Origin of the sequence: Acidocella sp. KAb 2-4 (assembly GCF_020567705.1) — a bacterium.
GTDB lineage: Bacteria > Pseudomonadota > Alphaproteobacteria > Acetobacterales > Acetobacteraceae > Acidocella.
The window spans coordinates 96,083-121,644 of sequence record NZ_JAJDJU010000005.1 but is presented as its reverse complement, the minus strand read 5'-3'; the positions used below and the strand labels follow the sequence as shown (position 1 = coordinate 121,644).

23 protein-coding genes and 1 pseudogene are annotated in these 25,562 nt (G+C 61.6%); 11 read left to right on the top strand and 13 right to left on the bottom strand.

Annotated features, from left to right (window positions below; all coding sequences use genetic code 11):
• Nucleotides 1-3 precede the first annotated feature (3 nt).
• The 3 genes from LI953_RS05625 (at nt 4) to LI953_RS05615 (ending at nt 3,022) form a co-directional block, all read left to right on the top strand.
• Nucleotides 4-891 (top strand): LysR substrate-binding domain-containing protein, encoded by an 888-nt coding sequence (locus LI953_RS05625; protein WP_227075055.1) that lies wholly within the window; start codon nt 4-6, stop codon nt 889-891.
• A 159-nt stretch (nt 892-1,050) separates the two neighbouring features.
• Entirely contained in the window at nt 1,051-1,905 is an 855-nt protein-coding gene (locus tag LI953_RS05620) for an alpha/beta fold hydrolase (RefSeq protein WP_227075054.1), read from the top strand.
• 181 nt (nt 1,906-2,086) lie between these two features.
• On the top strand, nt 2,087-3,022 hold the full coding sequence (locus LI953_RS05615; RefSeq protein ID WP_227075053.1) for a transporter: 936 nt from the start codon (nt 2,087-2,089) through the stop codon (nt 3,020-3,022).
• Here LI953_RS05615 and LI953_RS05610 read toward each other — a convergent pair.
• Both LI953_RS05610 and LI953_RS05605 read right to left on the bottom strand, forming a co-directional pair.
• Nucleotides 3,005-3,238 carry a hypothetical protein gene (locus tag LI953_RS05610; RefSeq protein ID WP_227075052.1) on the bottom strand — a complete coding sequence of 78 codons (234 nt, stop codon included), beginning with the start codon at nt 3,236-3,238 and terminating at the stop codon, nt 3,005-3,007. The two genes, LI953_RS05615 and LI953_RS05610, sit on opposite strands and share 18 nt — an antisense overlap.
• A 131-nt stretch (nt 3,239-3,369) precedes the next feature.
• The gene (locus LI953_RS05605) at nt 3,370-3,663 is read right to left on the bottom strand and encodes an LUD domain-containing protein (RefSeq protein WP_227075094.1); all 294 of its coding nucleotides are present in this window, start codon (nt 3,661-3,663) and stop codon (nt 3,370-3,372) included.
• 4 nt (nt 3,664-3,667) lie between these two features.
• Between LI953_RS05605 and LI953_RS05600 the strand changes: the two are divergent.
• Together LI953_RS05600 and istB are read left to right on the top strand one after the other, a co-directional pair.
• Nucleotides 3,668-4,339 (top strand): annotated as a pseudogene (locus LI953_RS05600) (Mu transposase domain-containing protein); the annotation flags it as partial.
• On the top strand, nt 4,336-5,136 hold the full coding sequence (gene istB, locus LI953_RS05595) for an IS21-like element helper ATPase IstB (RefSeq protein ID WP_227075051.1): 801 nt from the start codon (nt 4,336-4,338) through the stop codon (nt 5,134-5,136). The pseudogene LI953_RS05600 and the gene istB, both read left to right, overlap by 4 nt.
• Nucleotides 5,137-5,475: 339 nt before the next feature.
• Here the strand turns inward: istB and LI953_RS05590 are convergent, their stop codons facing one another.
• Together LI953_RS05590 and LI953_RS05585 are read right to left on the bottom strand one after the other, a co-directional pair.
• On the bottom strand, nt 5,476-6,732 hold the full coding sequence (locus LI953_RS05590; protein ID WP_227075050.1) for a type II toxin-antitoxin system HipA family toxin: 1,257 nt from the start codon (nt 6,730-6,732) through the stop codon (nt 5,476-5,478).
• A complete protein-coding gene (locus tag LI953_RS05585) occupies nt 6,729-7,046 on the bottom strand; it encodes a helix-turn-helix domain-containing protein (RefSeq protein WP_227075049.1) in 318 nt (105 codons plus the stop codon). The genes LI953_RS05590 and LI953_RS05585 overlap by 4 nt, the downstream gene beginning before the upstream one ends.
• Before the next feature lie 524 nt (nt 7,047-7,570).
• Here LI953_RS05585 and LI953_RS05580 point away from each other — a divergent pair.
• A complete protein-coding gene (locus tag LI953_RS05580; RefSeq protein WP_227075048.1) occupies nt 7,571-10,282 on the top strand; it encodes a tetratricopeptide repeat protein in 2,712 nt (903 codons plus the stop codon).
• 11 nt (nt 10,283-10,293) lie between these two features.
• Here LI953_RS05580 and LI953_RS05575 read toward each other — a convergent pair whose 3' ends face one another.
• Both LI953_RS05575 and LI953_RS05570 read right to left on the bottom strand, forming a co-directional pair.
• A complete protein-coding gene (locus LI953_RS05575; protein ID WP_227075047.1) occupies nt 10,294-11,040 on the bottom strand; it encodes a sulfotransferase in 747 nt (248 codons plus the stop codon).
• The gene (locus LI953_RS05570; protein WP_227075046.1) at nt 11,037-11,405 is read right to left on the bottom strand and encodes a hypothetical protein; all 369 of its coding nucleotides are present in this window, start codon (nt 11,403-11,405) and stop codon (nt 11,037-11,039) included. The genes LI953_RS05575 and LI953_RS05570 overlap by 4 nt, the downstream gene beginning before the upstream one ends.
• 207 nt (nt 11,406-11,612) lie before the next feature.
• Here LI953_RS05570 and LI953_RS05565 point away from each other — a divergent pair, with 207 nt between their 5' ends.
• Nucleotides 11,613-12,443, top strand: coding sequence for a glycosyltransferase (locus LI953_RS05565; protein ID WP_227075045.1), 831 nt, complete (start codon nt 11,613-11,615; stop codon nt 12,441-12,443).
• A 343-nt stretch (nt 12,444-12,786) separates the two neighbouring features.
• Here LI953_RS05565 and LI953_RS05560 read toward each other — a convergent pair whose 3' ends face one another.
• The 6 genes from LI953_RS05560 to hemW form a co-directional block, all read right to left on the bottom strand.
• Nucleotides 12,787-15,624 carry a glycosyltransferase gene (locus LI953_RS05560; RefSeq protein WP_227075044.1) on the bottom strand — a complete coding sequence of 946 codons (2,838 nt, stop codon included), beginning with the start codon at nt 15,622-15,624 and terminating at the stop codon, nt 12,787-12,789.
• Between the two features lie 132 nt (nt 15,625-15,756).
• Nucleotides 15,757-16,215 carry a hypothetical protein gene (locus LI953_RS05555; protein ID WP_227075043.1) on the bottom strand — a complete coding sequence of 153 codons (459 nt, stop codon included), beginning with the start codon at nt 16,213-16,215 and terminating at the stop codon, nt 15,757-15,759.
• 553 nt (nt 16,216-16,768) lie between these two features.
• Complete coding sequence (locus LI953_RS05550) at nt 16,769-18,073, bottom strand: TldD/PmbA family protein (protein WP_227075042.1); 1,305 nt, start codon at nt 18,071-18,073, stop codon at nt 16,769-16,771.
• Entirely contained in the window at nt 18,070-19,335 is a 1,266-nt protein-coding gene (locus tag LI953_RS05545; protein WP_227075041.1) for a pitrilysin family protein, read from the bottom strand. The genes LI953_RS05550 and LI953_RS05545 overlap by 4 nt, the downstream gene beginning before the upstream one ends.
• Nucleotides 19,336-19,338: 3 nt before the next feature.
• On the bottom strand, nt 19,339-20,736 hold the full coding sequence (thrC, locus tag LI953_RS05540; protein ID WP_227075040.1) for a threonine synthase: 1,398 nt from the start codon (nt 20,734-20,736) through the stop codon (nt 19,339-19,341).
• A gap of 31 nt (nt 20,737-20,767) precedes the next feature.
• Nucleotides 20,768-21,916, bottom strand: coding sequence for a radical SAM family heme chaperone HemW (gene hemW, locus LI953_RS05535; RefSeq protein ID WP_227075039.1), 1,149 nt, complete (start codon nt 21,914-21,916; stop codon nt 20,768-20,770).
• A gap of 40 nt (nt 21,917-21,956) precedes the next feature.
• Between hemW and LI953_RS05530 the strand changes: the two genes are divergently transcribed.
• From LI953_RS05530 to LI953_RS05515, 4 genes are read left to right on the top strand one after another with little or no spacing between them, the layout of a single operon-like run.
• Nucleotides 21,957-22,685 (top strand): ABC transporter ATP-binding protein, encoded by a 729-nt coding sequence (locus tag LI953_RS05530; RefSeq protein WP_227075038.1) that lies wholly within the window; start codon nt 21,957-21,959, stop codon nt 22,683-22,685.
• Nucleotides 22,682-23,473, top strand: coding sequence for an ABC transporter permease (locus LI953_RS05525; RefSeq protein WP_227075037.1), 792 nt, complete (start codon nt 22,682-22,684; stop codon nt 23,471-23,473). The genes LI953_RS05530 and LI953_RS05525 overlap by 4 nt, the downstream gene beginning before the upstream one ends.
• 2 nt (nt 23,474-23,475) lie before the next feature.
• The gene (locus LI953_RS05520; RefSeq protein WP_227075036.1) at nt 23,476-24,114 is read left to right on the top strand and encodes a histidine phosphatase family protein; all 639 of its coding nucleotides are present in this window, start codon (nt 23,476-23,478) and stop codon (nt 24,112-24,114) included.
• Nucleotides 24,115-24,134: 20 nt separating this feature from the next.
• Nucleotides 24,135-24,800, top strand: a complete 666-nt coding sequence (locus tag LI953_RS05515) for a lipid-binding SYLF domain-containing protein (RefSeq protein WP_227075035.1) — start codon at nt 24,135-24,137, stop codon at nt 24,798-24,800.
• 7 nt (nt 24,801-24,807) lie between these two features.
• Here the strand turns inward: LI953_RS05515 and LI953_RS05510 are convergent, their stop codons facing one another.
• Nucleotides 24,808-25,476 carry a hypothetical protein gene (locus LI953_RS05510; protein ID WP_227075034.1) on the bottom strand — a complete coding sequence of 223 codons (669 nt, stop codon included), beginning with the start codon at nt 25,474-25,476 and terminating at the stop codon, nt 24,808-24,810.
• Nucleotides 25,477-25,562 lie beyond the last annotated feature (86 nt).

Here is a 25,562-nt window from a genome sequence, read left to right as displayed (position 1 = left end):
CTTATGGAACTCCGTCATCTCCGCTACTTCATCGCCGTCGCCGAGGAGCTCAATTTCACCCGTGCGGCGCAACGCCTGAACACCGCCCAGCCCTCGCTCAGCCAACAGATCCTGGACCTGGAGCACGAAATTGGCACGCCGCTGCTCACCCGCACAAAGCGCAGCGTGGCGCTCACCGTTGCCGGGCAGGCGTTTCTGAACGAGGCGCGCCTCACCATCGCCCAGGCCCGTAACGCCGTGGCCACCGCCCGGCGGGCGGCGGAACTGGAGGGGCATAAATTGACCATCGGCTTCGTCCCTGCGGCCGAGATCAAGGTATTTCCCGGTATTCTCACCCTGCTGCGCGAGAGCTTCCCGAAGCTGCAATTGCAGTTGCAGTCCTTCACCTCGCTGGAGCAACGCGACGCGTTGCTGCGCGGCGATATCGACATCGCCTTCATGCGCCCACCGCTCAGCGAGCCCGGCCTGGTCGCGAAAACCGTGTTGCAGGAGCAGCTGGTGGCCGTGCTGCCGGCCGACCACACCCTGGCGAGCCGTGATGAAGTGAACCTGCATGAGCTTGCTGAAACGCCGTTCCTGGAAATCTCGCCCATGCATGGCGGCCGGCTGTTTGATACCATCCGCGAGCATTTGCGGGCGCAGGGTGTGGTGCTGGACACCGTGCAACAGGTGGAGAACGTCCTGACCTTGTTTACCCTGATCGGGCTCGGCGTCGGGTTCTCGCTGATGCCGGATTACGCAGAGAGCCTGCTGTTCCGTAACGTCACCACCAGGCGGCTGGCCGGCGAGCCGATCCGTGTCGACCTAATCATGGCCTGGCGCGAGGACGACAAATCCCCTGAGGTCACGGCATTTCGGGAGCTGGTGGATGCGCGCGGGCCGGTTAAGTAATAGGATTAGCGTCTTAAACTTATCCTGATTATGTATTTGTAAATCGCTGCTCTTCGCGCAATTTGCCGGGCTATTAAAGGCCGATGGAGGAAATATGCCCCGCCCCGCCATAACCGGGCTGGATGGCACCTTTCAGCGGTTGCCATAAGGGGAAACGCAATGACAACGCAGATCACCGAAGCCTCGACAAGCCGCTTCGCCAAAATCGGCGATTTCAACATCCATTACAACGACACGCAGAGCGGCGGCGAAACCGTGGTGATGCTGCATGGATCCGGCCCGGGCGCCAGCGGCTGGGCCAATTTCTCTCGCAATGTCGAACCGCTCGTGCAGGCTGGGTATCGCGTCGTGCTGATGGATTGCCCGGGGTGGAGCAAAAGCGACACGGTGGTTTCCACCGGCTCACGCTCGGACCTGAACGCCAGCACCTTGGCCGGGCTGCTCGATCATCTGGGCATTCAGCGCGCACATATCATCGGCAATTCCATGGGCGGGCATAGCGCGGTCGCCTTCGCGCTCTCCAATCCGTCCCGGGTTGGAAAATTGGTGATGATGGGGGGCGGCACTGGCGGTCCCAGTCATTTCGTGCCGATGCCGACGGAGGGGATTAAACTGATCCAGGCGCTGTATCGCGACCCGACCATCGAGACTCTCAAGAAAATGATGGCCGTGTTCGTGTATGATTCGTCGGCGCTCACGGAGGATCTGTATCAGATGCGCCTCAATGCCATGCTGGCCCGGCGCGATCATCTCGAGAATTTCGTCAAGAGTCTTGCCGCCAATCCCAAGCAATTTCCCGATTATGGCCATCGTCTTGGCGAGATTTTTGCGCCGTCTCTGGTCATCTGGGGGCGTGACGATCGCTTCGTGCCACTTGATTGCGGGCTGCGGCTGCTCTGGGGATTGCAGAACGCGGAATTGCACGTGTTCAACCGTTGCGGCCATTGGGCGCAATGGGAGCATGCCGAGAGTTTCAACCACATGGTTGTGGAGTTTCTCCGCCGTAACGGCTGAACCCGCAATTCACCGCGCCGGTCGTCGCGGCGCGGTGAAAAACGAATAATTCATCGGAAAGATTTCACCAAACACAGCCAGAATCGTCGGCTTTGCCCACACAAAGCTTAGCGCCACGCCGTGAAGCGTGGAGCGTCGGCGCGTGTCTGTGCACTCGCGTACTACAAGGAGGTTTCTAAAAATGATAAAATACGTTTCTGCTTTGTCCGGTACCGCAGCTCTGCTCGTCCTGGCCACCACGCCCCTGGCCGCCCACGCGGAAGCGCTCTGGGATCCGTATCTCCGTGGCGCAGAGGTGGGCAATCCCTCCGGGGCCTTGCCGCCGCCCGGCGTTTACGCCTTCCTCGACAATTACGTACCGGTTTACACCTACTTCGACAGCAGCGGCCACAAGGTGCCGGGCACGCAGCTGAACGGCCTCATCGAAGTGCCCGGCGTGTTGTGGGTCATCGAGCCGCATATTTTAGGGGCGAGCTACGCCCTCGGCATCGTACAGCCATTCGACTATACTGTGTCGGCGGGGCTGAGCCATTCCGTTGGTGGCGGCAATTTGGGCACGTACAACACCATTCTGGTTCCAGCGGAACTCTCGTGGGCGCTGCCGCATGGCTTGTTCATTTCCACGGGGCTTAAGGTACATCTCCCCGATTCCAGTTCCACGCTAAATGGCCTGGAAACCGGTAAGCTGGCCAATGGCGGTTTGCCATCTGGCAACGGCCACGCCACGATGCAGCCAGATTTTGGGCTCAGCCTGCTGACTGGTGGATGGAACATCAGCGTCGGCGTGCATATCACTCTACCGATCACCGATGATGTATGGAACAACGTGCACTACCATTCGGGAGACGAGATCGCCCTGGATTACACGGTGACGAAGCGTCTCGGGGCCTGGACTTTGGGTGTTGGTGGGGAACAGGAAAACCAATTCACGCCTGACACCATTAACGGACAAAGCCAGATCGGCGTCGGCCGCTCCAACGCTAATTTCGGTTTAGGCCCAATCGTCGGCTATGACTTCAAGAATTTCGACGTGCAGGCGATGTGGATTCACAACATCGTAACGCGTAACGACGTGGCTGGCGATTTCTTTAACATACGCCTAACGCACGCATTCTGAGATCGCGCCTTTGAATTGAGGCATCCGACCGGTGAATCGGAACCCGCTCCCCGCCAGCGCCAGCTGGCCGGAGCGGGATGATCGAACAACGAGGATTACCGTCTTATCGAAACGACCTGATTTGACGGCGATCTTTAACAACAGCAAGGCGTTGGCGATGATCCACTTCACCGGCCAGCAGACGAAAACGGCGCCGAATGCGAAACCCACTGGCATCTGCCAGACGCCAACGGAAATCGCCCACGCAATAAGCCGAGCAACACCAGCACGATCATCACCGGCAAAGCGGCAAGCTACCGTCCACGGGCGTCAAAAGCCGTTGGAACATGGCGGACGTTTCTTCTCGGTTATGAGTTGGGGGAACCGACGAGGATGATGTGCAGAAAACCAGGCCCGTGCGCGCCGCGCACCAGCGTACCCTCGATGTCGGTCGCACTGGAGGGGCCGTTCACGAATTTCAGGTTGCTCGTCGCCGGGCGCTGGGCCTCCAACGCCGCGGCGTCTTCCAGCCAGGGCACGATGCTGGCGGCCTCCAGCACGACCAGATGATGGCACGGCAGGAGGGCGAACAGGACCGGCATGTCCGGACCCGACCGGAAGACCAGTGAGCCGGTCTCGGCAACGGCATAGGGCGCCTGCAGACCGAACCCGCGGGCATTGGTCGAACATCACGACGCGGCGACACGCGAGGTGCGGTTCAATGCCAAGCTGCATGCCTTCGCGCGGTACTGGGGGTTTACGCCGCGCGCCTGCGCGCCCTACCGGGCCCGGACCAAGGGCAAGGATGAGCGCGGCGTCGGCTATGTGAAGAAGAACGCGGTCGCGGGCCGGAGGTTTGCCAGCTGGGCGGCGTTCGAGGCGCATCTCGAGCAGTGGACACGCGAGGTCGCCGACCAGCGGCTGCATGGCACGACCGGCGAAGCGCCGGCGCTGCGCTTTGCCAAGGAGGCCGGCGTGTTACGCGCGCTCGGCGGCCGGGCACCGTTCGGGCAGTTGCGGGATCTGGTGCGCAAGGTGCAGGCGGATTGCGCAGTTGATCTCGACACCAACAGCTACTCGGTGCCCTGGCGGCTGATTGGTGAGAGCGTCCAAGTGGTGGTGCTGGGCGGGCGCGTCATCGTGCGCCATGCCGGCCAGGTGGTGGCGGATCATCCTGTTTGTGACGGCCGGCGGCAGCGGATCATCGACCGGGCTCATTTAGCTGGGGTGGCTGGCGCAACGGGAACGGTACGCTTGTCGCGGCCGTTGCCGGCGCCACCGCCAGACTTGCTGCGGCCGCTGGCTGAATATGAGGCGGTGACGGGAGGGGGCTGGTGATGGCGGTTGATCATGCGGCGCTGGTGGCGATGCTGGACCGGCTGAAGCTGACCGCGATCCGCGACCAGCTGGACACACTGCTGGACGAGGCGGCACGCTCGGAGATGAATTTGCGCGAAGCCCTGGCGTTCCTCACCGGGCGTGAGATCGCCCGGCGCGATGAGCGCCGCATCGGCATGGCCAGCAAGATCGCGCAGTTCCCGTTCGTGCGGGAACTCGAAGGCTTTGACTTTGACGCCCAGCCCTCGCTGGATCCACGCCAGCTCCGTGAACTGGCCGCCTGCCGGTGGATTGCGCACGGGGACACGGTGCTGTTCCTGGGGCCGCCGGGCACCGGCAAGACGCATCTGGCGGTTGCCCTGGGGCGGGAAGCGATCCGGCAGAATTACAGCGTGCAGTTTGTCACCGCGGCGACGCTGGTGGCGATGCTGGCCAAGGCCCATGGCGACGTCGTCCTCGACAAGCAACTGACGATCCTGTCGCGTCCAAAGCTGCTGATCATCGACGAGCTGGGCTACCTGCCGTTCGAGGCCAACGCCGCGCATCTGTTCTTCCAGTTGGTCTCTCGGCGCTACGAGCGGGGCTCGATCCTGATCACCTCCAACCGCTCGGTCGGGGAATGGGGTAGCGTATTCGGTGATCCGGTGGTCGCCACCGCCATCCTGGACAGGCTGCTGCACCATTCCACGGTGATCACCGTCTGCGGCGACAGCTACAGGCTCCGCGAAAAGCGCCGATCCGGCCTTCTGCAGAAGGCCGGATCGGCGCTCGAACCAACCGAAACCACCGCGCAATGAAAGGGGTCAGTTCTTCAGTTCGCCCAGGGGGGCAATTCCGTGATTCGCTTGACAGCTTTCTATGAGCGGGTCGGCTTCGATCCGTCACCGCTTGACCCGATGATGCTGATGGCCACTCTGGCAAACCTGCAAGCCGCGCTGTAGGCTCGCGCCCTTTGCGGTCAGAGCAGGCTTTGTCATGGCTCCTTTGCAATGAAAGAAGCCAACATCCTCAGGCTGGGCCGCCCAAATCCTCAAATAAAACCTGCACGCCACACCCAGCCGGCGCCATCACAGGAGCACCATTCCCGCGCAGCGGGTTCGTTCTTCGGCGCCATTCCGTCCAAAAGCAGTTGCCCCCTAACCGGCTTCGAAAGCTATGGACACTTGGTCCAGAGCCTTCTGCACCAGATTTATCGAATCCTGAGATACTCCAGCACTCCGTGCGCGTGTCGGCCACTGAGCAACAGCCACGGCGACATCTTCGATAATCGCCGCCATACGCTTGGCATCAAGCCCATGCCTCCTACCAAGGCTCATGACCTGAGCGCGCGTCGGGCGACGGCCTTCGCCCTCGATGTCGAGGTAATGCTCACCACCAGGGCCTGGCGCATAGGTGAGGTCGAACGCCGGCGCCAGACGCCATTCGCCGGTTGAATTCATAAGGTACGCATGCTGGCGCGCGTGGTCATCCCGGTTGCAGGCGAGCACGTTGAACACCATCCTCCGGAAGGCGGTCGCAACATCGTCAGCCCGGCGCGTGATGGCGCGCGTTGCCCGCAGGAAGATATCATAGCTTGAGGGCGCTTCGGGCGGCGCCTCGATCGCCCCCGCCAAGGACACCATGTGCAATCGGCCACCACCCGTCGGGCGATCAAACCGCCGCGTCGCGAAGTATCCCGGCCCGGATTTCGCGGGTAGCAGACGGTGGGCGCTCATGGTCAGGCCCGCCGCCTCCGCCATACACGCATAGGCTTCCTCGATGGGACCGATATCGACAGGATCAGACGGCGCCCGGAATTTCACCAGCCAGGCATCGTAACCGGCGGGCATCGTACCCTCGCCCACCGAAATATGGCCCTGGCCATCGAACCCCACCTGTACCTTGGGCCGCGCACCACCAGAGCCGCCGGCCAGGCCCGCCAGAGTGTCCGCCAGTCGGCTCTCTTCACCCATCAACAGCGCCGTGGCGTCCTGCGCCAGAGCGTCCAGATCGAGACTTTCCAAATCATCATTAGGCGTGGCTGCCGGCTCGAACGCCAGCGCACCACGGCCGTGATTGCCAACCAGCGCCAGACGCTCCAGGGGGGTGAGCGCGGCGATGTCGACGCCCAGCTTCGCCAGGCGTTTGCGCATGAGCAGATAGCCCCAGCCATCAGGCAGGCTGTCGGCCAAAAACCCGTGCAGCCCGTCAAAATTTCGGGTCCGCGCGGCTAACAGGCCGGGCTCGGGCGGGTAATAAAGTGGCGATACCGGCAGAGCGCGCTCGATGACCTCCTTGGACCATTCGAGTTGGGCAAGACCACCATCCATCGCGAGCCGGCCAGCTTTGAGCGTTTCCCTGCCAGGCTCGAAATTGAGCGCGATGGATAAGGGCGTACCGGGTGCTAATCTCATGGCGCCGCCTTGCGCCGTGGTGCCCGTTGGCGGAGCTTGCCCGCCGCAGCCGCCTGGCGCTGCAAAAGCTCATCAAGGCTGGTGGCAGCCGGTACCGGGAAAAGCTGGCTAAAGCCCTCCTCGCAACTCAAAGCAAAGGCGGCGTTGATCAGGTTCTCGACAAGACTCGGCCCGCGGGCTTCCATCCGCTTCCAGGTGCTAAGCCCCATGCCGGCGCGTGTGGCCGCCTCTTCCTGCGACCAGCCCCGCCCGATCCGCCGTGCGCGAATGGCTTGGCCAAGCTCCAATCGTAGCTCCTCAGGGGTCTTCAACATAGGTCATATATGAGCTTTTATTTATTAAAAAACAACTTAAAAGGTCATCTTTGATCTTCCTGAACGCCAAGACCTTCACCGGCTCGACTAATTTGAAAACGCCCGGACGAGGAGAAAATCAAAGCGGCGCGCAGAACTCGGGGATGGGGCCAAACCGCTTGGTACCGCCGCAGCGAATAACGGCAACGGCTCATCCCGTAGCACCTTGATCGCCCAGAGCGCCTCCCTGACGCACTGCGGCAAATTCAGTCTTATCTTGTGTGTTGCCCGGCAACCTTTACAAGGAGGAATTGACCCACGGACGAGGCGCTTGGAGAGCTTGTGCGGACAATCAAATACACCATCTCTGTTCGGGCCGACCGGTTCAACAATTGCTGGATCATCGGGCCCACTAGAAATATGCCCTGGCAAGACACCGAGAAATTCTACCACCTGGTGCCGAAAAGCCCCCAAAGTAACGCACCTTACACCAAACAGTATCAAGAAAAACCAGTGTGGTTCACATCTCGACCTGGAACAACGGCATGACCTCTCTTGAGCACCACCTCCCCTCAAACCAAAATGCCCGTACCCAGGACTTAGAGGCCCTACTTCTCTCCGCCCAAGAGTTACAGCGGAAAGGCGAATTTTCAGCTGCCGAGAACGCATACAGGGAGCTTGTTTTCAATGGCTTGCCCGGTGCCACAGCCTGGCTTGGACTCGGCCAGTGCGTAAGAACCCGGGGAGACCGCCAACTTGCTCTGACATATTTCCTCGCCGGCCACGCAGTGGAGCCATCCAACCCATGGCCGATATTGGAAGCCGCCGGAGAGTTCCTTACGCTGGGTCAGACCAAAAGAGCGATCACCGCTTATACCAAAGGGATTGCCGCCTTCCCACAAAATGTCGAAGCACATCTTGGGCTGGGGCGCTGCCTAAAACGCATTGGCCAAATAGAGGGAGCACTGACACAGTTCAACGCAGCTATTACCCTCGCGCCGGAAAACAAGGCTATACGGTTAGAATTGGCTGCCCTCCTTGAAGAAATGGGCCTATGGGACGAAGCCGAAGCCGCCTATAAAACTGCAACACCTGACGGCCGCCTGCCCGCCGATTTCAGCATAGCGCGCGGGCAACAAGCCCGTAAGAATAATGACCGCAACGCCGCTCTTCGTTACTTCCAAGACGCGGTGGCGGCTGCCCCTGAGAATCACTGGGCAAATTTAGAGGCTGGCTGCGAAATGCTGGCTCTCGGACGCCCAAAAGAGGCATTGGCGTTCTACATGGCGGGGATAGCCTTGGCCCCCGACCTCTCGGCGACTCATTTGGGTGCGGGGCGCTGCCTGCGAATACTTGGCAGCCGGGTTGAAGCGCTGCAACATTTCCGTGAAGCGGCGGCGTTGGCGCCGGATGACAAATATGCGCAACTCGAGTGGGCGGCCGAAGCAAGGGATGCGGGGGATTTTGCCACCGCACTCGAAGCTGCGAACAAAGTACTCGCCCTGCAGCCAAATAATACGGACGCCTTGGCCAGCATCGCGTTAACGGCGCGAGCTTCCGGCCAGCCCGAGCGCGCCGTGGCCACATTGCACAGCATCCCCCTCACCGGCCCGGAGCAGATACCCCTTCTTCTCGATCTTGCCGCTGAGGAATACAGCCTTGGTCTACTCGCCGCAGCCAACGAGCACCTCGCCCTGGCGCGGCACATTGCGCCAGATCATCCTGCCTTACTCCAGCATCTCGCGGCCCAGGCCATGCGCGCAGGTAAGCCTGACGAGGCTCGGACGCTTTATCAGCGCGCCGCCGCGGTGGCGCCAGAAGATCTCACCCCGCAATTGGGTCTCCTCGATGCCGTTGCCGCCTCGGGTCATCCAGACGAGGCTCTGGCTCTGGCTACGCAGCTGCAAGGCCGTTTCGGCGAGCAGCCGATCCTGCTCGCAAAGATAATTTTCCTGCACCGTCTCGCCGGAGATTACCACACCAGCCTGCACCTGGCTCACCGCGCCACCAGTGCTTTCCCTCAATATTTCTGGATCGCCTCGGAACGCGTACAGACCGAGCTGCTCATCTGCGACGCCGCGGAAGTGGCGCACACCTTGCTGCAGATGTCCACCTTCGGCCCACGCGAGAGCGCTTTGCGCCTTTGCTTCCGGGCAGCGCTGCATGAGCGGGAAATGGCACTGGACGAGGCCGCCGCGCTTTATCGCCAAGCCTCGGAGCTGAGCCCAGACAATGCCGACCTGCAATGGGCTCTCACGCGCGTCAACTTGCTATTAATGAACCTCACGGAAGCGACCGAACATCTTCGCCGTTTTGTCGAACTATCCCGGCCATTATTGGCGCTACAACAAAAATCGACCAATATCTCGCAAACGCATTACGGGCAGATTCTGGATGACTTCCGGCTTGACGCCGATCTCGTGCAGCAATTGCGCGCACTGCGCGGTTTGTCTCCCAAGTCACGCATCCCCGCCCTGGTCCAGCTTGTTGCGCAAGCGCCCGAAAGCATTGCCGCTGCCGTGGCGCTGATGATCGCGCTGCGCCAGAACGGCGCTCTTGGCCAACCGGCGGTGCCCGGCCCGAATCCGATTCCCGAGATCATCATGCAATATTGGAATGACTCGACAGTGCCGGCCGATGTGGAAGCGCTGACGCAAAGCTGGCGCCGCCTGCATCCCGGCATGCCGGTGGTGCGGTATAACGATGCAACAGCGCGGGCGTTTCTGGCCCAGGAATTTCCGCCCGAGGTGTTGCGCGCCTATACGCGCGCGCTGGAGCCTGCCCAGAAGGCGGATATTTTCCGCCTGGCCTGGCTGGAGCGGCACGGGGGCATCTATACCGACGCCGATAATCGGTGTCTGGAGCCCATCGCCCCGCTGCTGCCGGCCGGCGCCACGCTGGTGCTGTATCAGGAGGATCTGGCCACCCTGGGCAATGATTTCATCGCCGCCGCGCCGGGGCATCCCGTAATCAGCTGGGCCTTGGCGCAGGCGGTGGCCGCGCTCAACCGGGGGGATACCGATCTCGTCTGGCTTTCCACCGGCCCCGGCCTGATGACGCGCGCCGTGGCCCAGGCGGTGGCGGCGGCTTCAGCCTCCGGCATGGCGCTGCCGCCAGGGCTGCATGTGCATGCCCGCCACACCATGTTGCGGGCCATGGCGCGCAACTGCATGCTGGCATACCGCGCCACCAGCCGAAACTGGGTGGTGGCGGCGTTTGGGGGAGAGGGAGCGGAGCGGGATACAACAACCGGCTAGCCCGACGCCAATTAGCAGCGTTGGGCGTAGCCCCGTTGCCGCATCTGTTCGCGTAGCGCGTTCAGATCGCCCAACGCAGAGACCCTCTTTTCCCCGCGGGTTTTAACGGTCTGGGCTTGCAGGGCCATCGGCACGACCCCGAGGAAATTGCAAATTTTGGTGGATACGGCATCCTCCCACCCAACAATGTCTTCGTACACCAGTTCAATGTGAGGATTCGCGAAGAAGGTTGTATAGAGCATGTTTTCCAATGCCAGCCCTTTTTCGATCGCCTGGCAGACCGCATCCGGGGCTAGGCAATCGCGCAGCCAAGCCTCGGCCATGGGTGCGTTTTGCGTGCTGTCGGTGCTATTGAAACGGCCTGTTGCCCAGGCTTCGACTTCCGAAATATAGCGATCGAAAAGGTTCCGCCGCCGGACAAACAAAACATGCAATCTTTTGGACACGATATAATCGACCACGGCGGGCCAATCAGCGAATTCTTCGAACTTGAATTTAAACCCGATCGCTTGCCTTGCCGTATCGGCGAACACCAACTCATCGAGGAACCGAACCGGATCGGCATCCCGCATTTTTTTCAGGTAGATTTCGAGCGGCGTTGGCCAGGGCAGCATCTCGTCGATACCATAGAAATTCAGCGGCGCTGGGCCGGAGCCAAAAATCTCCCCATGCATCAGCATTTGCGGATGGCTGGCAAGCGCACTGCCAAGCATGGTACTGCCAGACCTCGCCTCAGAAATCACGACAAACCGGGTCATGCCTCGGCCACCCCGCGTTCATGCGCCGTTGTGAGGGCCTGCTGTACCGCATTTTCACAAACAAGGGCGCCCGCAATCGTGGCATCGTCCAGCAATACGGTGGCGATAGCCGGCTCCTGCACTGGCAACCCAGCCGTAATCTGGTCTGCGCCATACACAATCTCGGCCACAAACCCCTGCCCAACTTGCCCCGCCCGCGCTAAATCGGGTCGCGCGTAACGGTAGATAATCTTGAACAAATACGGCTTCGAGGGGTGAAAAACACAGACATAACGAAGCCGCGGCGCGATATCGATCCATCCATGGACCGCGCGGACCGTGCGATGCTGCGTTATAGCGTTTTCGATGAAACCGCGCTTGATCATAACGGTATTTTCTACAGTCAAAAAACCAAGCCGCAAGTATGACCCGCGCACGCCTAAAATCCACCCAGAATTAGGATTTTTTACCTAATTCAATCCAGCCTAGCGAATTGCGCGCACTACTAATTGCCACTAAAAATACCTTGAACCTGTTGTCTTAGAGCTACATTAAAATCTTGCTTCACAGAGTATGATATTGGAGTCCGTGATATGCTACCTGAGACGATAACGAACATCATTGATGGAAAAGATCGCATTCAAGCACTGCTATCAAAACACGGGACTGCAAATTTCCAGATTAATATTGAGATTGCCAATATCTTGAAGGCAGAAGGGCATTCCTTTGAAGCCAGCTTCTTCTTCGACAAAGCTTTTCAGATAAATCCTCATTCAAAGGAAGTTCTGCTCGCCAAAATGATGGCGCTTCTTGACGCACATCAAATTTGTTCGGCTGAGGACGATGAAAGGCTAAAAAATTTAGACGAAAATTTCTATAAATTCTATCGTTCATACCAAATAAGCCTTAACAAAAGCTCGAATGCGAAAGAAATACTAGAGACTTTGGACGCCTGCTTCGAATCGTTTCGGTCTGGTTCTGAGGTCGATTGGCTCTACATTCGCACTGCAATGAAATTAGATAACCAAAACAATTCATCAAATTCTAATAGTCGTTCAGTATTCACACAAGATGTCATTCCTCGTCGTTTGTTTTTCTATTGGGATAAAAACCCTCCCCGCGAAGTTCTAGAAAACATTGAATACCATAAAAATCTTAGATATTTTGATGTTGTTTATTTCGATCGATCTTCAGCAATCAATTTTCTTTTTGAAAATTACGGGAAGCACACCGCACAACTATTTGAATCGCTTCGCCACCCAGCCGAAGAAAGTGACTTCTTTCGCCTTCATGCTCTTTATGCGCTTGGCGGTTATTATCTTGATACCGACAATCAAATCATTTCCCGGGAACTATTTCAATCACAAATCTGTTCCGGTTCGGATAGTGCAGTATTTATTCTTGCTCACTCAGGCCCGTTTTAAATGGATTTTTAGGCGCCACGAAAGAACACAAAATCCTTGCAGAATGCATTCGGATTTTAAGCTATAATTGCTTTTACGAACCACATCTATCTATTTGGTTAAAATCTGGGCCGGGCCCTGTGACCCGGGCATTGGTTCGCCAATATTATAAACACCTCATTAGAGGAAGTGAGAGGGAAAGTTTCAAAATCTTACCCGAAGACAGTTTTCCCAAGGTTTTTAGGGCTGTAGAAATGTCCTATAGAAAAGATCAGAGAGATTGGAGAGTTTTTGAAAGCTCTGCACCATAAACCAAAATTAATTTCCGAGGCTTGTTAACTCTGCCAACAAGCCTCACAACAACTCATAAAATTAATCGTAGTTGTTTAGCGAACACCGCCGGATCGCATTCCGCGGCGATCCGCGCCGTCTGGTGTTTCGCGGTCTGGGCCCAATATTTTTTATCGGTATAAAGCCGGCTCAAGGTTTCAGCGAATTGCCGGGGGGCGTCATCGCCGGTTACCTCGCTCCACACCAAATCCTCCCACCCGAGTTGCGCCGCGAGCAGCGCGCTCATCATCACCGGCACGCCGTGGCTCGCCGCCTCATGCACTTTAAAGGGGATGCCCCCGGCAAAGCGCGTGGGCGCCACCACCACCCGCGCCTTGGCGTACACACTCGCCATGTCCTTCACATCAGACATCACGGTATAGCGCCCGGTGAGTTCGGCCTTGGCGCAGAACTCGGCGGCCTTATGCCCCGCCACCACATATTCCACCCCAGGCAGCGCCTGGCCCAGCAGCGGCCGCACCGCGCGGTCAAACCAGAGCAACGCATCGGCATTCGGCCCGGTGGGCGAGGCGAAAGAGCCGGTAAGAACAATCTGGCCAGCCTCATCAAAACCCGCCACACGCGCGCGCGGCGAAAGCGCGTGGCCCAGTATCGAAACCGGCCGCTCCACCCCAATGGATGCGAGATATTGCAGCACGGCCGCCTCGTCGGTCTCGTTGACCACGCAAATATGGTCGGCAAGCTCAATGCCCTTCAACTCCTCGGCCAGCAACGCGGGCAGGTCAACCTCCACCCCCAGCAGCGCGGCCTGGTTGCGCATGCGCAGCGCGCCGATGGCCTCGGTATCGGCGATGATCTTCACGCCCCGCCGCCACTCCGGATTGGCTTGCAGAAAATCCCGCAGGAACCGGATATTATGCGTGCGCGAGAGCCAGATGTACTGATACACCCCCTCCACGCCGCGCAGATAATCCGCAAAGTTCTCCTGCGTCACGTCATCGCGGATTTCCAGATTGGCGGCGGCGGGCATCCGAGCCCAAAGCGGCTTCTTCTCAGGCGGCGGATTCAGCCCCACCATCGTGGTAAAGCCCATCAGCTTGCGCAACTCCTCCGCCACATAGGCCGAGCGCACAAAACCCTGCCCCGTGCCTGCCGCGGGGATTGTGTCTTCAATAAACAGCAGGCGCGGCGTGGCCGCCTTGCGCATCCGCGCCACCTCAATATTCGCAACGGATGGCGCGCAGCACTGGCGCAGATAATCCCTGTGCTTGTCGCGGAAATATTTCTGGTTCCGCCGCATCAGGGTCAGCGCATCCTCTGGCAGCTTGGAGCTGCCATATTCGAAATGCCAGACGACAATTTTCGGATCGTAGACAACCCGCCTACCCATCTCCCACACTCGCAGGCATAGATCAGTCTCTTCGTAATAGGCCGGGGCATACGCTTCGTCGAACCCGCCAAGCGCGAGCCAATCCTGCCGTCTTAGCGCCAAAAAGCAGCCGGAACAGTAATCAACATCACGCTCGAACAGCACGGACCCATGATGCGGCGAAAGATCACGCCCATAGCCAAGACAGGCACCATCTGCCCAGACAATCGAGCCAGCCTCCTGCAACATGCCGTGGGTGCGGACAATGCGTCCACCGATCGCGCCTATGCTTGTGTCTTCCAGCAACCGTTGCACAGCACGGTCTACAGCGCCTGGAGCAACCTCAACGTCATTGTTCACGAGCAGAACGACATCACCTCGGGCAAGCTCCGCTGCCCGGTTCGCCGGAATCGTGAAGCCGAGATTACGCTCTGAGCGAATATAGCGGATATGCGGGTGGCGCTGGGGGATCTGGGCGACGCCATCTGTGGAACCGTTGTCATAGATGATAACTTCAAATCCACACTTTGTGCCAGTCTGAATGCTTTGTATGCATTGCATGGTCTCTGCATACATATTTTGCGTTACTATTATGATGCTCACAACAGGCGCGGGGATTTCGCGAACATCGACACCCCCCAGCTCCGCCAACAATGCGGCCTTGCGCTCAAAAATCCCCTTGCCAGCATCCTCCGCACAATCACGCTCGGCGAAAGGCCTGCCAATGCGTAGAGCGCGGCTGCGCCGATATTTAAGAAAATGGAGGTAGGGAGGCAGACCTTCCCTGCGGCACTCATTTGCGACACCCACATTCGCCGCCAGATAATACTGCGTATCAAAAACAGAAATTGGCTCGCGTTCTTCGGCCATGCCAAAGAGGAGGAAGTGATGGAAGCCGCATTCAAACGACTTCTGTTCAATGTTAGAGTTCACATCCGGATAACGCTGTCGATAGAATTTTTCGTCAAATGTCGCGCTTGGCGAGTAGCCTTTATCTGCCACCCCTTCGACATAGGTCTGCACACATTCATCGTGATCGAAGACCCCATATTTCGAGGACCACCACGCAGCATCAAAAATAGGAGCCAGCCACTGGGCCTGCCCGCCGGGTCTTGTCAGACATTCATGCAACTGCTGAAAAGACCGCGGAATATCCGGGCTGAGTTGCGCCTTCGCCACGGCTTCCGTCAGCCACACGGCTCCAAGATTTTTTTCGAGACCTACCGCAAGATAGTGGCTATACGCATCCTCGAACCCCAAAAAACTGAGATCCTTTTCCGAAATATCGTGCTTAGCCACGTACCATTCGCTGGAAAAAAACCAGGTTGGACTATAGCCCTGTCGTACACCCACAAGCCGGAAATGCTCGAAACCAGAGCGAAACACACCGCGGTCCACGGCATGAGCCACGGCAGGATAACGCGCTATGTAACGCTTCTCGTCGAAAAATGGATTCGGACTAAGCCGGTGCAGGCCCGCAAATTCATTATAATGCTCCAGCAAATCCCGCGATTCAACCGATGGAACCGCAACTCCGGCCATAGCACACTGCTTTAGATAGTACCCAGCATCCAGGTATGACCAGTGACGCCCCCTTGCCGATATTAATTCCACCCATCAACTCCGTTCAACACGCCTTGGGCAACCGGTCTTAGCCGCTCTCACTCGATATATTTATCCGAGCACTAATGCAGCAAGTGCGATGCCAAGGCGCCGATCATCGGGCACGCCCTCCGCCGTCTTTGGTGACAGCGCGTTGGGCACAAAAAATTGCAGCGTGACACTTCCGGAAGAAGAGACGTTCTGCATGTCCGCTTTAAGAATTGTTCTTTCTGCGACCTCAGCCATCGCGACCATAACGCCGTTGGCAAAAATAATTACGCGTTGTGCGGTGTGTCCCGCGGGCACATAACCCCAAAGACTGAATGAAATATTGGTACACACGCCAGATGGTGGCAAATCGATTACACTGAACGGCCCTTCCGTCCATACAAACCCATCCTCCGGCGCTCCCCAGCCCGCTCCAAGAAGACGGTTGCCCTCACGACCTGCGCCAAAGTGAAAAATATTCTGAGCGCCGCCGTTTCCTAAATTAGATTTTTCCATAGTTTCTGACATATCTATATCTACCATTAATCCATGATAACTATTCCGCTTTTATCGTTTCAATGTATCTTTTACAACAATACAAGCCTCTGACTTCATGTTGCCTTGACGCTACTTCTCTGACCCACAAGAGAACAATTAGCGGTTCTGCTAGAAGGCAACGCCGATAGCCAGGTATTCGGAACTTGACCGGGTCCTGCATAACCGTGAACGTTCCACCGCGAGTGATTGCGGGACCCGCTTGAAATTTATGAAATTTTCATAAAGCCTAAAATTTAATGTGCGATACAGACAATCGCGCACCCAAGTCGTTCTATTTAGACATCACTGCTAGATGATGCCGGCAGTCATAACCCCTGGGACGGAGGTTTAAATTCTTCTGCCATTGCCGAATTGTTTGTTTCTACCTCAGATCTTTGTCCGCTCAACACGCCCTCCCGCCACGCATTGCGAACCATTCGCAATTTTACGCACCGCCCGCGCGTATTCATGGCACCCCCGGCGGATTTGGCAAGTATCCTTACATTACAATTAGGGCCTTCAGCGTGTCGCCGGAGGCCCTAATCCTCACGGGCGCCGTTCACGCCCCGGCCAGGGTCATGGCCTCGACGCGCAGGGTTGGCGCGTCGGTGCCGCGCTTGAACACGAGGTCATCCGCCGGGGTGAGCTGGCGGAACATGTCCTTGAGATTACCCGCGATGGTGCATTCGGCCACCGGCTCCGCGAGCTGGCCTTTCCGGATCATGAACCCCGCCGCGCCGCGCGAATAATCGCCGGTCAGCCCGTTCACGCCCATACCGATCAGCTCGGTCACATACAGCCCTTCGGCAATGTCGGCCATCAGCGCCGCCGGGCTCACCGCGCCGGGGGCGAGGTAGAAATTGCTCAAGCCGCCGGCATTGCCGGTGGTCTTCAGGCCAAGCTGGTTGGCGCTGCGCGTGTCCAGAATCCAGCTGGTCAGCACTCCGTCCTCGATGAAGGCGCGGCGCTGCACCGTCTGGCCCTCACGGTCATAGGGGCGCGAACGCAGCCCGCGCACGCGGAACGGATCGTCGATGATGCTCACCCCCGGCGCGAACACCGCCTGCCCCAGCGCCTCTTTGAGGAACGAGGTGCCGCGCGCGATGGCCGCGCCCGAGATCGCCCCGGCCAGATGCCCGAGCAGCCCGCCCGCCACGCGCGGGTCGAACACCACCGGCAGCTTCGCGGTTTGCGGCCGCCTGGGGTTGAGCCGGGCAAGGGCGCGCTGGGCCGCGCGATGGCCGAGCGTGGCCGGGTCTTCCAGATCCGCCCCGTGCAGGGTGGAGGAATAATCGTAATCGCGCTGCATGCCGGTACCCTCACCGGCGATGGCGGTAACCGACACGCCATGGTGCGAGCGCGCATAACCGCCGATGAAGCCGCGGCTGGTGGCCAGCAGCGTGGTCCCACGCGACCAACTGGCCGAAGCGCCCTCGGAATTGGTGATGCCGGGCACGGCGAGCGCTGCGTCCTCGGCGGCGGCGGCGCGGGCGATCAGCGCCGCCATGTCCGGCTCCACCGGGTCGTCCAGGTCCAAGAAGGCCGCGTCCCGCGCCGCCGGGGCCTCGGGGATCTCGGCATACGGGTCGGCGGGCACCACGCGGGCCATGGAGACCGCCTGTTCCGCCAGGCGGATGAAGCTCGCCGGATCGATGGCGCTGGCCGAAACCGAGGCATTGGCCCGGCCCAGAAACACGCGCAGCCCGATCTCCCGGGTTTCCGCGCGCTCGGTCTCCTCGGTCTTGCCCAAGCGGCGCTGCACCGAGACGGAGGCGCTCTCATGCAGCACCACCTCCGCCACATCGGCCCCCGCCCGTTTGGCCGCGGCCAGCAGCCCGGCGGCGGCCTCGTGCAGCGCGCTCATGCCGCCAGCCGGTCGATGATGGCCGAGAATTTCGGCACCTGCCCCACCGGGCCGATGGTCGCCAGGGTCGGCTTCTGGCGGAAGATCTTCGCCGCCGCCGCGCGCACCTCGTCCACCGTCACCGCCTCGATCTTCGCCACCGTCTCCGATGCCGGGATGACGCGGCCGAAAATCTGCCACTGGCGGGCGAGCTGCTCGCAGCGGCTGCCGGTGGATTCCAGGCTCATCAGCAACCCGGCCTTGAGCTGCGCGCGCGCCCGCGCCAGCTCGGCCTCGCTCACCTCGCGCTGCACCTTGGCCAGTTCCTCCAGCGTCACCGGCATCAGCTCGGCGGCCTCGGACTCGCCCGTGCCGGCATAGATGCCGAACAGCCCGCCATCCACCGCCGGGGCGGTGAAGCTGTAGATGGAATAGACCAGCCCGCGCCGCTCGCGGATCTCCTGAAACAGCCGCGAGGACATGCCGCCGCCGAGCAAAGTGGAGAGCAGCATGGAGGGGTAGTAATCCGGCTCGCCATAGCCCGGCGCGCTGAACCCCAGCACGATATGCGCCTGGTCGAGGTCGCGCAGCTCGCGGTATTCACCGCCCATGTAATCGGCGGGCATCGGCGCGGCGGCCTCGGCGGTGGGCAGATCGGCGAAATGCTTCGCCGCCAGCTCCACCACCTCGGCATGGTCCAGCTTGCCGGAGGCGGCGATCACCATGTTCCGCGGCGTGTAATGCTGGCGCATGAAGCCGTGCAGCGCCTCGCGCTTCATGCCGCGGATAATGCCCTCGGTGCCCAGCACCGGGCGGCCCATCGGCTGCGCCGGATAGGCGGCGGACTGGAAATGGTCAAACACCACGTCATCCGGCGTGTCGTTGGCCTGGCCGATCTCCTGCAAGATCACGCCGCGCTCGCGCTCCAGCTCATCCGGCTCGAAGGTCGAATGGCACAGAATATCGCCGATGATATCGGCGCCCAGGGCCAGATCCTCCTTGAGCAGCTTCACGTAATACGCCGTCTGCTCGCGCGAGGTATAGGCGTTGATATGCCCGCCGACATTCTCGATCGCCTCGGCGATGTCGGCGGCGCTGCGCGTCTCGGTGCCCTTGAAGGCCATGTGCTCGAGAAAATGCGCGACCCCGTTCTCGGCGGCGGTTTCGTGGCGGGTGCCGGCGCCGACATAGGCGCCGAACGACACCGTCTCCACCCGTTCCATGCGTTCCGTCAGCACCGTCAGCCCCGAGGGCAGGGTGGTGATGGAGACCTGTTCATTCATCAATCAAACATTCCTGTTGGCAAAATTCCGCACGCAGGCCTCGATGGCCGCCAGATCATTGGGCGCGCGGGTATAGGTTTCATGCCTCTCATATAGGTCGGCCAGATGCGCCGGTAAGGGCGGGCGCACGCCAACCGCGCGCTCGATCGCATCCGGGAACTTGGCCGGGTGCGCGGTGGCGGCGGCGATCACCGGCATGCCGACCGGCCCCAACTCGCGCGCGGCGGCGATGCCGATCACCGAATGCGGGTCGGCGAGGTAGCCGCTCTCGCGGTGCAGCCGCGGGATTTCCGCCAGGGTCTCCTGGTCGGAGCGGCGGTAGCCCTTGAAATCCTTGGTGATCGCCCGCCACACCGGATCGGCCACCGCCATCTTCCCGCTGGCGCGGAAGGTGGCCATGGTCTGCGCGGTGAGCGCCGCGTCGCGGCCCAGAAACTCGAACAGCAGCCGCTCGAAATTGGACGAGACCTGAATATCCATCGAGGGCGACAGGCTGGGCGCGACGCCCTGCACGCTCATGTCGTTGGCGTCCAGGAAGCGGGCCAGGATGTCGTTGCGGTTGCTGGCCACGATGAAGCGCGCGATCGGCACGCCCATCTGCCGGGCCGCCCAGGCCGCCAGGATGTTGCCGAAATTGCCGGTGGGCACCGCCACCGCCACCTCGCGCTCGGGCGCGCCGAGGTTGAGCGCGGCATAGACATAATACGGGATCTGCGCGGCGATGCGGGCGAAATTAATGGAGTTCACGGCCGAGAGGTTCATCTCGGCGCGGAACGGCGCATCGGCGAACATCGCCTTCACCAGATCCTGGCAATCGTCGAAATTGCCGTCCACGGCGATGTTGAGCACGTTATCGGCCTTCACCGTGGTCATCTGCCGGCGCTGCACCTCGGAGGTCTTGCCATGCGGGTGCAGGATGGTGATGTCGATATTCTGGCGGTTGGCCACCGCCTCGATGGCGGCCGAGCCGGTATCGCCCGAGGTGGCGCCGACGATGCGGATCTTCTCGCCCCGCCCGGCCAACACATGCTCGAACAAATGCCCGACCAGCTGCAACGCCATGTCCTTGAAGGCCAGGGTCGGGCCGTGGAACAGTTCCAGCGCGTAGATATTGGTGTCGAGCTGCACCAGCGGCACGGTGGCCTTGTGCGCAAACCCGGCATAGGCGCGCCGGCACATGGCCTGCAGATCGGCGAAGGCGATGCACTCGCCCACAAACGGGGCCAGCACCCGCGCCGCCAGCTCGGCATAGGGCAGGGCGCGCAGGGCGCGCAGCTCGGCGGGCGAGAAGCGGGGCCAGGTTTCGGGCATATACAGCCCGCCATCGGCGGCGAGCCCGGCCAGCAGCACGCCCGTGAAATCCTTTTGCTCCGCCTGGCCGCGGGTGGAGAGATAACGCATCGGCAATCCTTATGTTCCGCCCTGGCCTATACTATCGGAGCAAAGCGGGCAGCAATGCGTCCAGCAAGTGCCTTCCCTGTTCCGTCGCGGCAATCCGCTCTTCGGTGAGGGTCAGATAGCCCTCTTCAAGGCAGGCGGCGAGGGTGCCGGGCTCCACCGCCTGCGCCAATGCCAGCCCGGTGCGGGCGGTAAAGCGCGCCAGCGCCACGCCCTCGGCCAGACGCAGCCCCATCAGCAGCGCCTCGCGCGCGCGCTCCTGCGGGGCGATGGCGGTTTCCTCCACCGTGCCATGGCCCTGGCGCTCGACAAGGTTCATCCAGGCTTCGGGCGCGCGGTGGCGGCTGGTGGCCCGCAACGCGCCGTCCAGGCTGAGCCGCCCATGCGCGCCCGGGCCGATCCCCGCATAATCCTGATAGCGCCAATAGGCGAGGTTATGGCGGGATTCCGCGCCGGGCTTGGCGTAGTTGGAAATCTCATAGGCAAGCAGGCCGAAGCGCGCCGCCTCCTCGGCGGTGGCGTCATAGAGCCGGGCGGCGAGGTCCTCATCAGGCAGGCTGAATTCACCCCGCCCATACAGCGTCGCGAATTTCGTGCCCTGCTCGATGGTGAGCTGGTAGAGCGAGAGGTGGTCGGCGGCCAGGGAGAGCGCCTGGCGCAATTCCGCCCGCCAGGCGGCCTCGGTCTGTTCGGGGCGGGCATAGATCAGGTCGAAGGACAGGCGCGGGAAGATTTTCGCGCCCAGCTCGATGGCCCTGATCGCCTGCGCCGCCGAATGCTGGCGGCCGAGAAACCTGAGCGAGGCTTCCTCAAAACTCTGCACCCCGATGGACACCCGGTTCACCCCGCCCGCGCGGTAAGCGGTAAAACGCCCGGCCTCGATGCTCGTCGGGTTGGCCTCCAGCGTGATTTCGGCGTCCGGCGCCAGGGCGAACAGCCGCCCGGCCTCCTCGATCAGCGCCGCCACGCTGTCCGGGTCCATCAGGCTCGGCGTGCCGCCGCCGAAAAAGACCGAGGTGACCCGCCGCTTCCCCAGCCGCGCCGCCTCCCACGCCAGCTCGGCGCGCAGCGCGGCCAGCATCCGCGCCTGCGGGATGCGCTCAGCCACATGCGAATTGAAATCGCAATACGGGCATTTCGAGAGGCAAAACGGCCAGTGGATGTAGAGGGCGAGATCGTCCATCGCCTGGACATACCCCAACCGCACCTTCTATCCAAAACCCATGGATGCGATCCGCGTGGAAAACTTGGTGAAGCGCTACCCCCACACGCTGGCGGTGGATCATATTTCCTTCACCCTGGCGCCGGGGCAGATCCTCGGCCTGCTCGGCGGCAATGGCGCGGGCAAGACCACCACCATCGCCATGCTGCTCGGGCTGCTGGTGCCGAGCGCCGGGCGCATCACCGTGCTCGGGCACGACATGGCGCGCGACCGCTTCGCCGCCCTGGCGCGGATGAATTTCTCCTCGCCTTATATCGCCCTGCCGGCGCGGCTGAGCGTGTATGAAAATCTCGCGGTTTACGGCCATCTCTACAACGTGCCCAACCTCAAGCGGCGCATCGCGGAGCTGGCCGAGCAATTCCACCTCACCACCCTGCTCAAGCGCCCGGCGGGCGAGCTTTCCGCCGGGCAGAAGACCCGCGTGGCGCTGGCGAAATCGCTGATCAACCAGCCCGAGCTGCTGCTGCTCGACGAGCCCACCGCCAGCCTCGACCCCGACACCGGCGATTATGTGCGCGGGGTGCTGGAGGATTACCGCCGCGCGCGGGGGGCGGCGATTTTGCTCGCCTCGCACAATATGGGCGAGGTCGAGCGGCTCTGCGACAATGTGCTGATGCTGAAGACCGGGCGCATCGTGGATCGCGGCCCGCCCGCCGAGCTGATCGCCCGCTACGGGCGCGAGGATATGGAGCAGGTCTTCCTGCACATCGCGCGGAGCGCCGAGCTATGATCCGCCGCATCTGGGGCATGCTCTACCGCCATCTCGCCATGTACCGGCGCTCCTGGCCGCGCCTGGCCGAGATCGCCTATTGGCCGACGCTGAACATGCTGATCTGGGGGTTCACCTCCTCCTATATCGCGCAGGCGCATGGGGCGCCGCGGGCCGTGGCGGCGGGGGCGCTGATCGGCGGCGTGCTGCTGTGGGAGATCATGCTGCGCGGGCAGCTTGGCGTGACCATCGGGTTTCTGGAGGAAATCTGGTCGCGCAATCTCGGGCATCTATTCGTCAGCCCGCTACGGCCGGGCGAACTGCTGGGGGCGCTGGTGCTGGTTTCCGCCATGCGCACCGCGCTTGGCCTGCTTCCTGCCACAATCATCGCCTATCTGCTTTACAGATATGATATTTTCGCGCCTGGCCCGGTGATGCTGCTGTTCTTCATCAACCTGCTCGTGATGGGCTGGTGGGTGGCGCTCGGCATCGTGTCGCTGCTGTTCCGCTACGGCGCCGGGGCCGAGGCGCTGGCCTGGACAATCGCCTTCGGCATCACCCCGCTGGCCTGCGTTTATTACCCGCTCTCCGCCCTGCCCGTCTGGCTGCAACCCTTCGCCCAGGCATTGCCGGCGGCGCATATTTTCGAGGGGCTGCGCACCGCGCTGCTCACCCACGCCACGGATTGGCGGCAATTCGCCCTGGCCACCGGGCTCAACGCGCTGTGGGCGGCGCTCGCCATCGGCGTGTTCGCGCTGGAATTCCGCCGCGCGCGGGTGCGCGGCGCGCTGCTGGCGATCGGGGAGTGAGCATGCATCAGTTCTGGCTCATCCGCCACGCCCTCGTGCACCCCAACTCGCTGAGCTACCTCTACGGCACCGACGACGTGCCGCTCTGCGAGGCGACCATGCAGGCGCAAACCGGGCGCTATGCCATGCTGGCCGCGCGCCTGCCCCGCCCGGCGCGCTTCGTCTGCACCCCGCTCTCGCGCACGCGCCTCACCGCCCAGGCGCTGTTCCGCGCTGGCTATCCCGAGACCGAGATGCTGGTGGACCCCGCCTTCGTCGAGCAGAATTTCGGCCAGTTGCAGGGCCTGCCAATCGCCGGGTTCGACGACCGCGCCGAGGGCGAGCGGCATCCGTTCTGGCCGATCCACGCCGCCGAAACCCCGCCGGGCGGCGAGAGCTTCGCGCATCTCATCACCCGCGTCGGCGCCGGGCTGGAGGCGTTGCGCGCCACCGCTACCGGCCGGCACACCATCATCGTCTCGCATGGCGGGGCCATCCGCGCCGCCTGCGCGCATGCGCTGGGGCTCACCGCGCACCAGGCGCTCTGCCTGCAAATCGACAACATCTCCCTCACCCGGCTGGAATTTAACGCGCGCGGCTGGCGCGTTCTCTCTATCAATGAGCATCTGGCCGAGCCGCCCGGCCTCACGCAACCGCAATAACCCCGAAGGAGCCCACGCCCATGAAACGCCTTCTCCTTGCCGCCGCCCTCGCCCTTGGCACCGCCGCCCCGGCCTTCGCCGGCAGCCCGCAGCATCTGGTGGACAGCTCCACCCTGGCGCTGGAGGACATGATGGGCAGCGCCGAAGGCACCCAGGCGCAGGATTTCCTGAAGAAAGCCAAGGCGGTGGTGGTCTGCCCCAACATCTTCCGCGCTGGCTTCTTCCTCGGCGGCGAGGGCGGCGGCTGCGTGCTCTCCGCCCGCACGCCCGATGGCGGCTGGTCCTACCCGGCGTTTTACACCATGGGCAGCGGCAGCCTGGGGCTGCAGATCGGCGTGCAGAGCGCCGAGGTGATGATGATCATCATGACCGATAACGGGCTGAACGCGCTGCTCAACTCGCACTTCAAGATCGGCGCCGATGCCGGGCTCTCCATCGCCACGCTCGGCGCCGGAGTGAATGGCGCGATGTCCACCGGGCTGACCGCCGATATCGTCAGCTTCTCGAAGAGCGAGGGCCTGTATGGCGGCATCTCGCTCTCCGGCTCCGTGCTGTCGGACGACACGGATTACGAGCAGCAATATTACGGCATGGCGCCAGGGGCGCGGGCGATCGTGGTCGGCGGCCAGGGGGCCAATGCCGGGGCCAACCCCCTGCGCACCATGCTGCAGCGCTACGGCCAATAAGGCGCGGTCAATCCTGCCAGCCGGGCATCATCGTGCCCGGCCCAAAGCCGCCACCCCAGCCAGCGCCCCACCCCCTGTGGCCCGCGGCCAAACCGGGGAGGATTTCGCTGGCCTGGCCCTGCTGGAAGGGTGTGAGCTTGGGCAGCAGCGCCGCCGCCGCCTCTTTCTTCTGGTCATAGCTCTGTTTTTGCAGCGCGATCATCTGGCTCATCGCATCGAAACGCTGATCTTGCGTCATCCCCGGCCCGGCATTGCGCCATAGCGGCTCCACCCCGCTCGCGAAGGCTTTATCCGCCGCGCTGACGGCGGCGGCATAGCTGGTCCAGGCATCCGTCTCGTCGCTGGTGATCTTCAGCTCCTGCTTTAGCGCCGCCAGCCTGTCCTCATCCGAAAATCCCGGCCCGCCCCAATGCCCGGCACCCGGGCCAAATCCAGGGCTGCCCCAGCCGCGCATCATGCCCGGCCCGAAGCCGCCGCCCCATGCGCCCATCATCCCGGGGCCTGGGCCAGCGCCGCCGTTCCAGCCATTCATCATACCTGGGCCATAGCCGCCCGGCCCGGCCTGCGTTGCCGCCGGAGCGGCAGTCTCCGTCTGCGCCAGCGCCGCCGGGGCGAGGGCGGCCATAGCCAAACTCGCCGCCAAAATGCGGCCCAAATTGTACGGTGTCTTGCTCATGCGAGGCTCTCCTATGCCTGCCCGCGCCAGCGCGCGGAGCCAGGCCAGAGAGCATAACCGGGGCGGCGGCGCCTTGACCTCGCGCA

Bases quoted from the DNA above. Each gene is read 5' to 3' on its own strand.
- LI953_RS05585 (WP_227075049.1), bottom strand. From the start codon at position 7,046: ATGTTGAAGACCCCTGAGGAGCTACGATTGGAGCTTGGCCAAGCCATT.
- LI953_RS05560 (WP_227075044.1), bottom strand. From the start codon at position 15,624: ATGGCCGGAGTTGCGGTTCCATCGGTTGAATCGCGGGATTTGCTGGAG.
- LI953_RS05610 (WP_227075052.1), bottom strand. From the start codon at position 3,238: ATGCCAGTGGGTTTCGCATTCGGCGCCGTTTTCGTCTGCTGGCCGGTG.
- LI953_RS05620 (WP_227075054.1), top strand. From the start codon at position 1,051: ATGACAACGCAGATCACCGAAGCCTCGACAAGCCGCTTCGCCAAAATC.
- LI953_RS05525 (WP_227075037.1), top strand. From the start codon at position 22,682: ATGATCCGCCGCATCTGGGGCATGCTCTACCGCCATCTCGCCATGTAC.
- LI953_RS05550 (WP_227075042.1), bottom strand. From the start codon at position 18,073: ATGAGCGCGCTGCACGAGGCCGCCGCCGGGCTGCTGGCCGCGGCCAAA.
- LI953_RS05545 (WP_227075041.1), bottom strand. From the start codon at position 19,335: ATGAATGAACAGGTCTCCATCACCACCCTGCCCTCGGGGCTGACGGTG.
- LI953_RS05510 (WP_227075034.1), bottom strand. From the start codon at position 25,476: ATGAGCAAGACACCGTACAATTTGGGCCGCATTTTGGCGGCGAGTTTG.
- thrC (WP_227075040.1), bottom strand. From the start codon at position 20,736: ATGCGTTATCTCTCCACCCGCGGCCAGGCGGAGCAAAAGGATTTCACG.
- LI953_RS05570 (WP_227075046.1), bottom strand. From the start codon at position 11,405: ATGATCAAGCGCGGTTTCATCGAAAACGCTATAACGCAGCATCGCACG.
- LI953_RS05580 (WP_227075048.1), top strand. From the start codon at position 7,571: ATGACCTCTCTTGAGCACCACCTCCCCTCAAACCAAAATGCCCGTACC.
- LI953_RS05555 (WP_227075043.1), bottom strand. From the start codon at position 16,215: ATGGTAGATATAGATATGTCAGAAACTATGGAAAAATCTAATTTAGGA.
- LI953_RS05615 (WP_227075053.1), top strand. From the start codon at position 2,087: ATGATAAAATACGTTTCTGCTTTGTCCGGTACCGCAGCTCTGCTCGTC.
- LI953_RS05565 (WP_227075045.1), top strand. From the start codon at position 11,613: ATGCTACCTGAGACGATAACGAACATCATTGATGGAAAAGATCGCATT.
- LI953_RS05515 (WP_227075035.1), top strand. From the start codon at position 24,135: ATGAAACGCCTTCTCCTTGCCGCCGCCCTCGCCCTTGGCACCGCCGCC.
- LI953_RS05520 (WP_227075036.1), top strand. From the start codon at position 23,476: ATGCATCAGTTCTGGCTCATCCGCCACGCCCTCGTGCACCCCAACTCG.
- LI953_RS05575 (WP_227075047.1), bottom strand. From the start codon at position 11,040: ATGACCCGGTTTGTCGTGATTTCTGAGGCGAGGTCTGGCAGTACCATG.
- LI953_RS05590 (WP_227075050.1), bottom strand. From the start codon at position 6,732: ATGAGATTAGCACCCGGTACGCCCTTATCCATCGCGCTCAATTTCGAG.
- LI953_RS05625 (WP_227075055.1), top strand. From the start codon at position 4: ATGGAACTCCGTCATCTCCGCTACTTCATCGCCGTCGCCGAGGAGCTC.
- hemW (WP_227075039.1), bottom strand. From the start codon at position 21,916: ATGGACGATCTCGCCCTCTACATCCACTGGCCGTTTTGCCTCTCGAAA.
- LI953_RS05530 (WP_227075038.1), top strand. From the start codon at position 21,957: ATGGATGCGATCCGCGTGGAAAACTTGGTGAAGCGCTACCCCCACACG.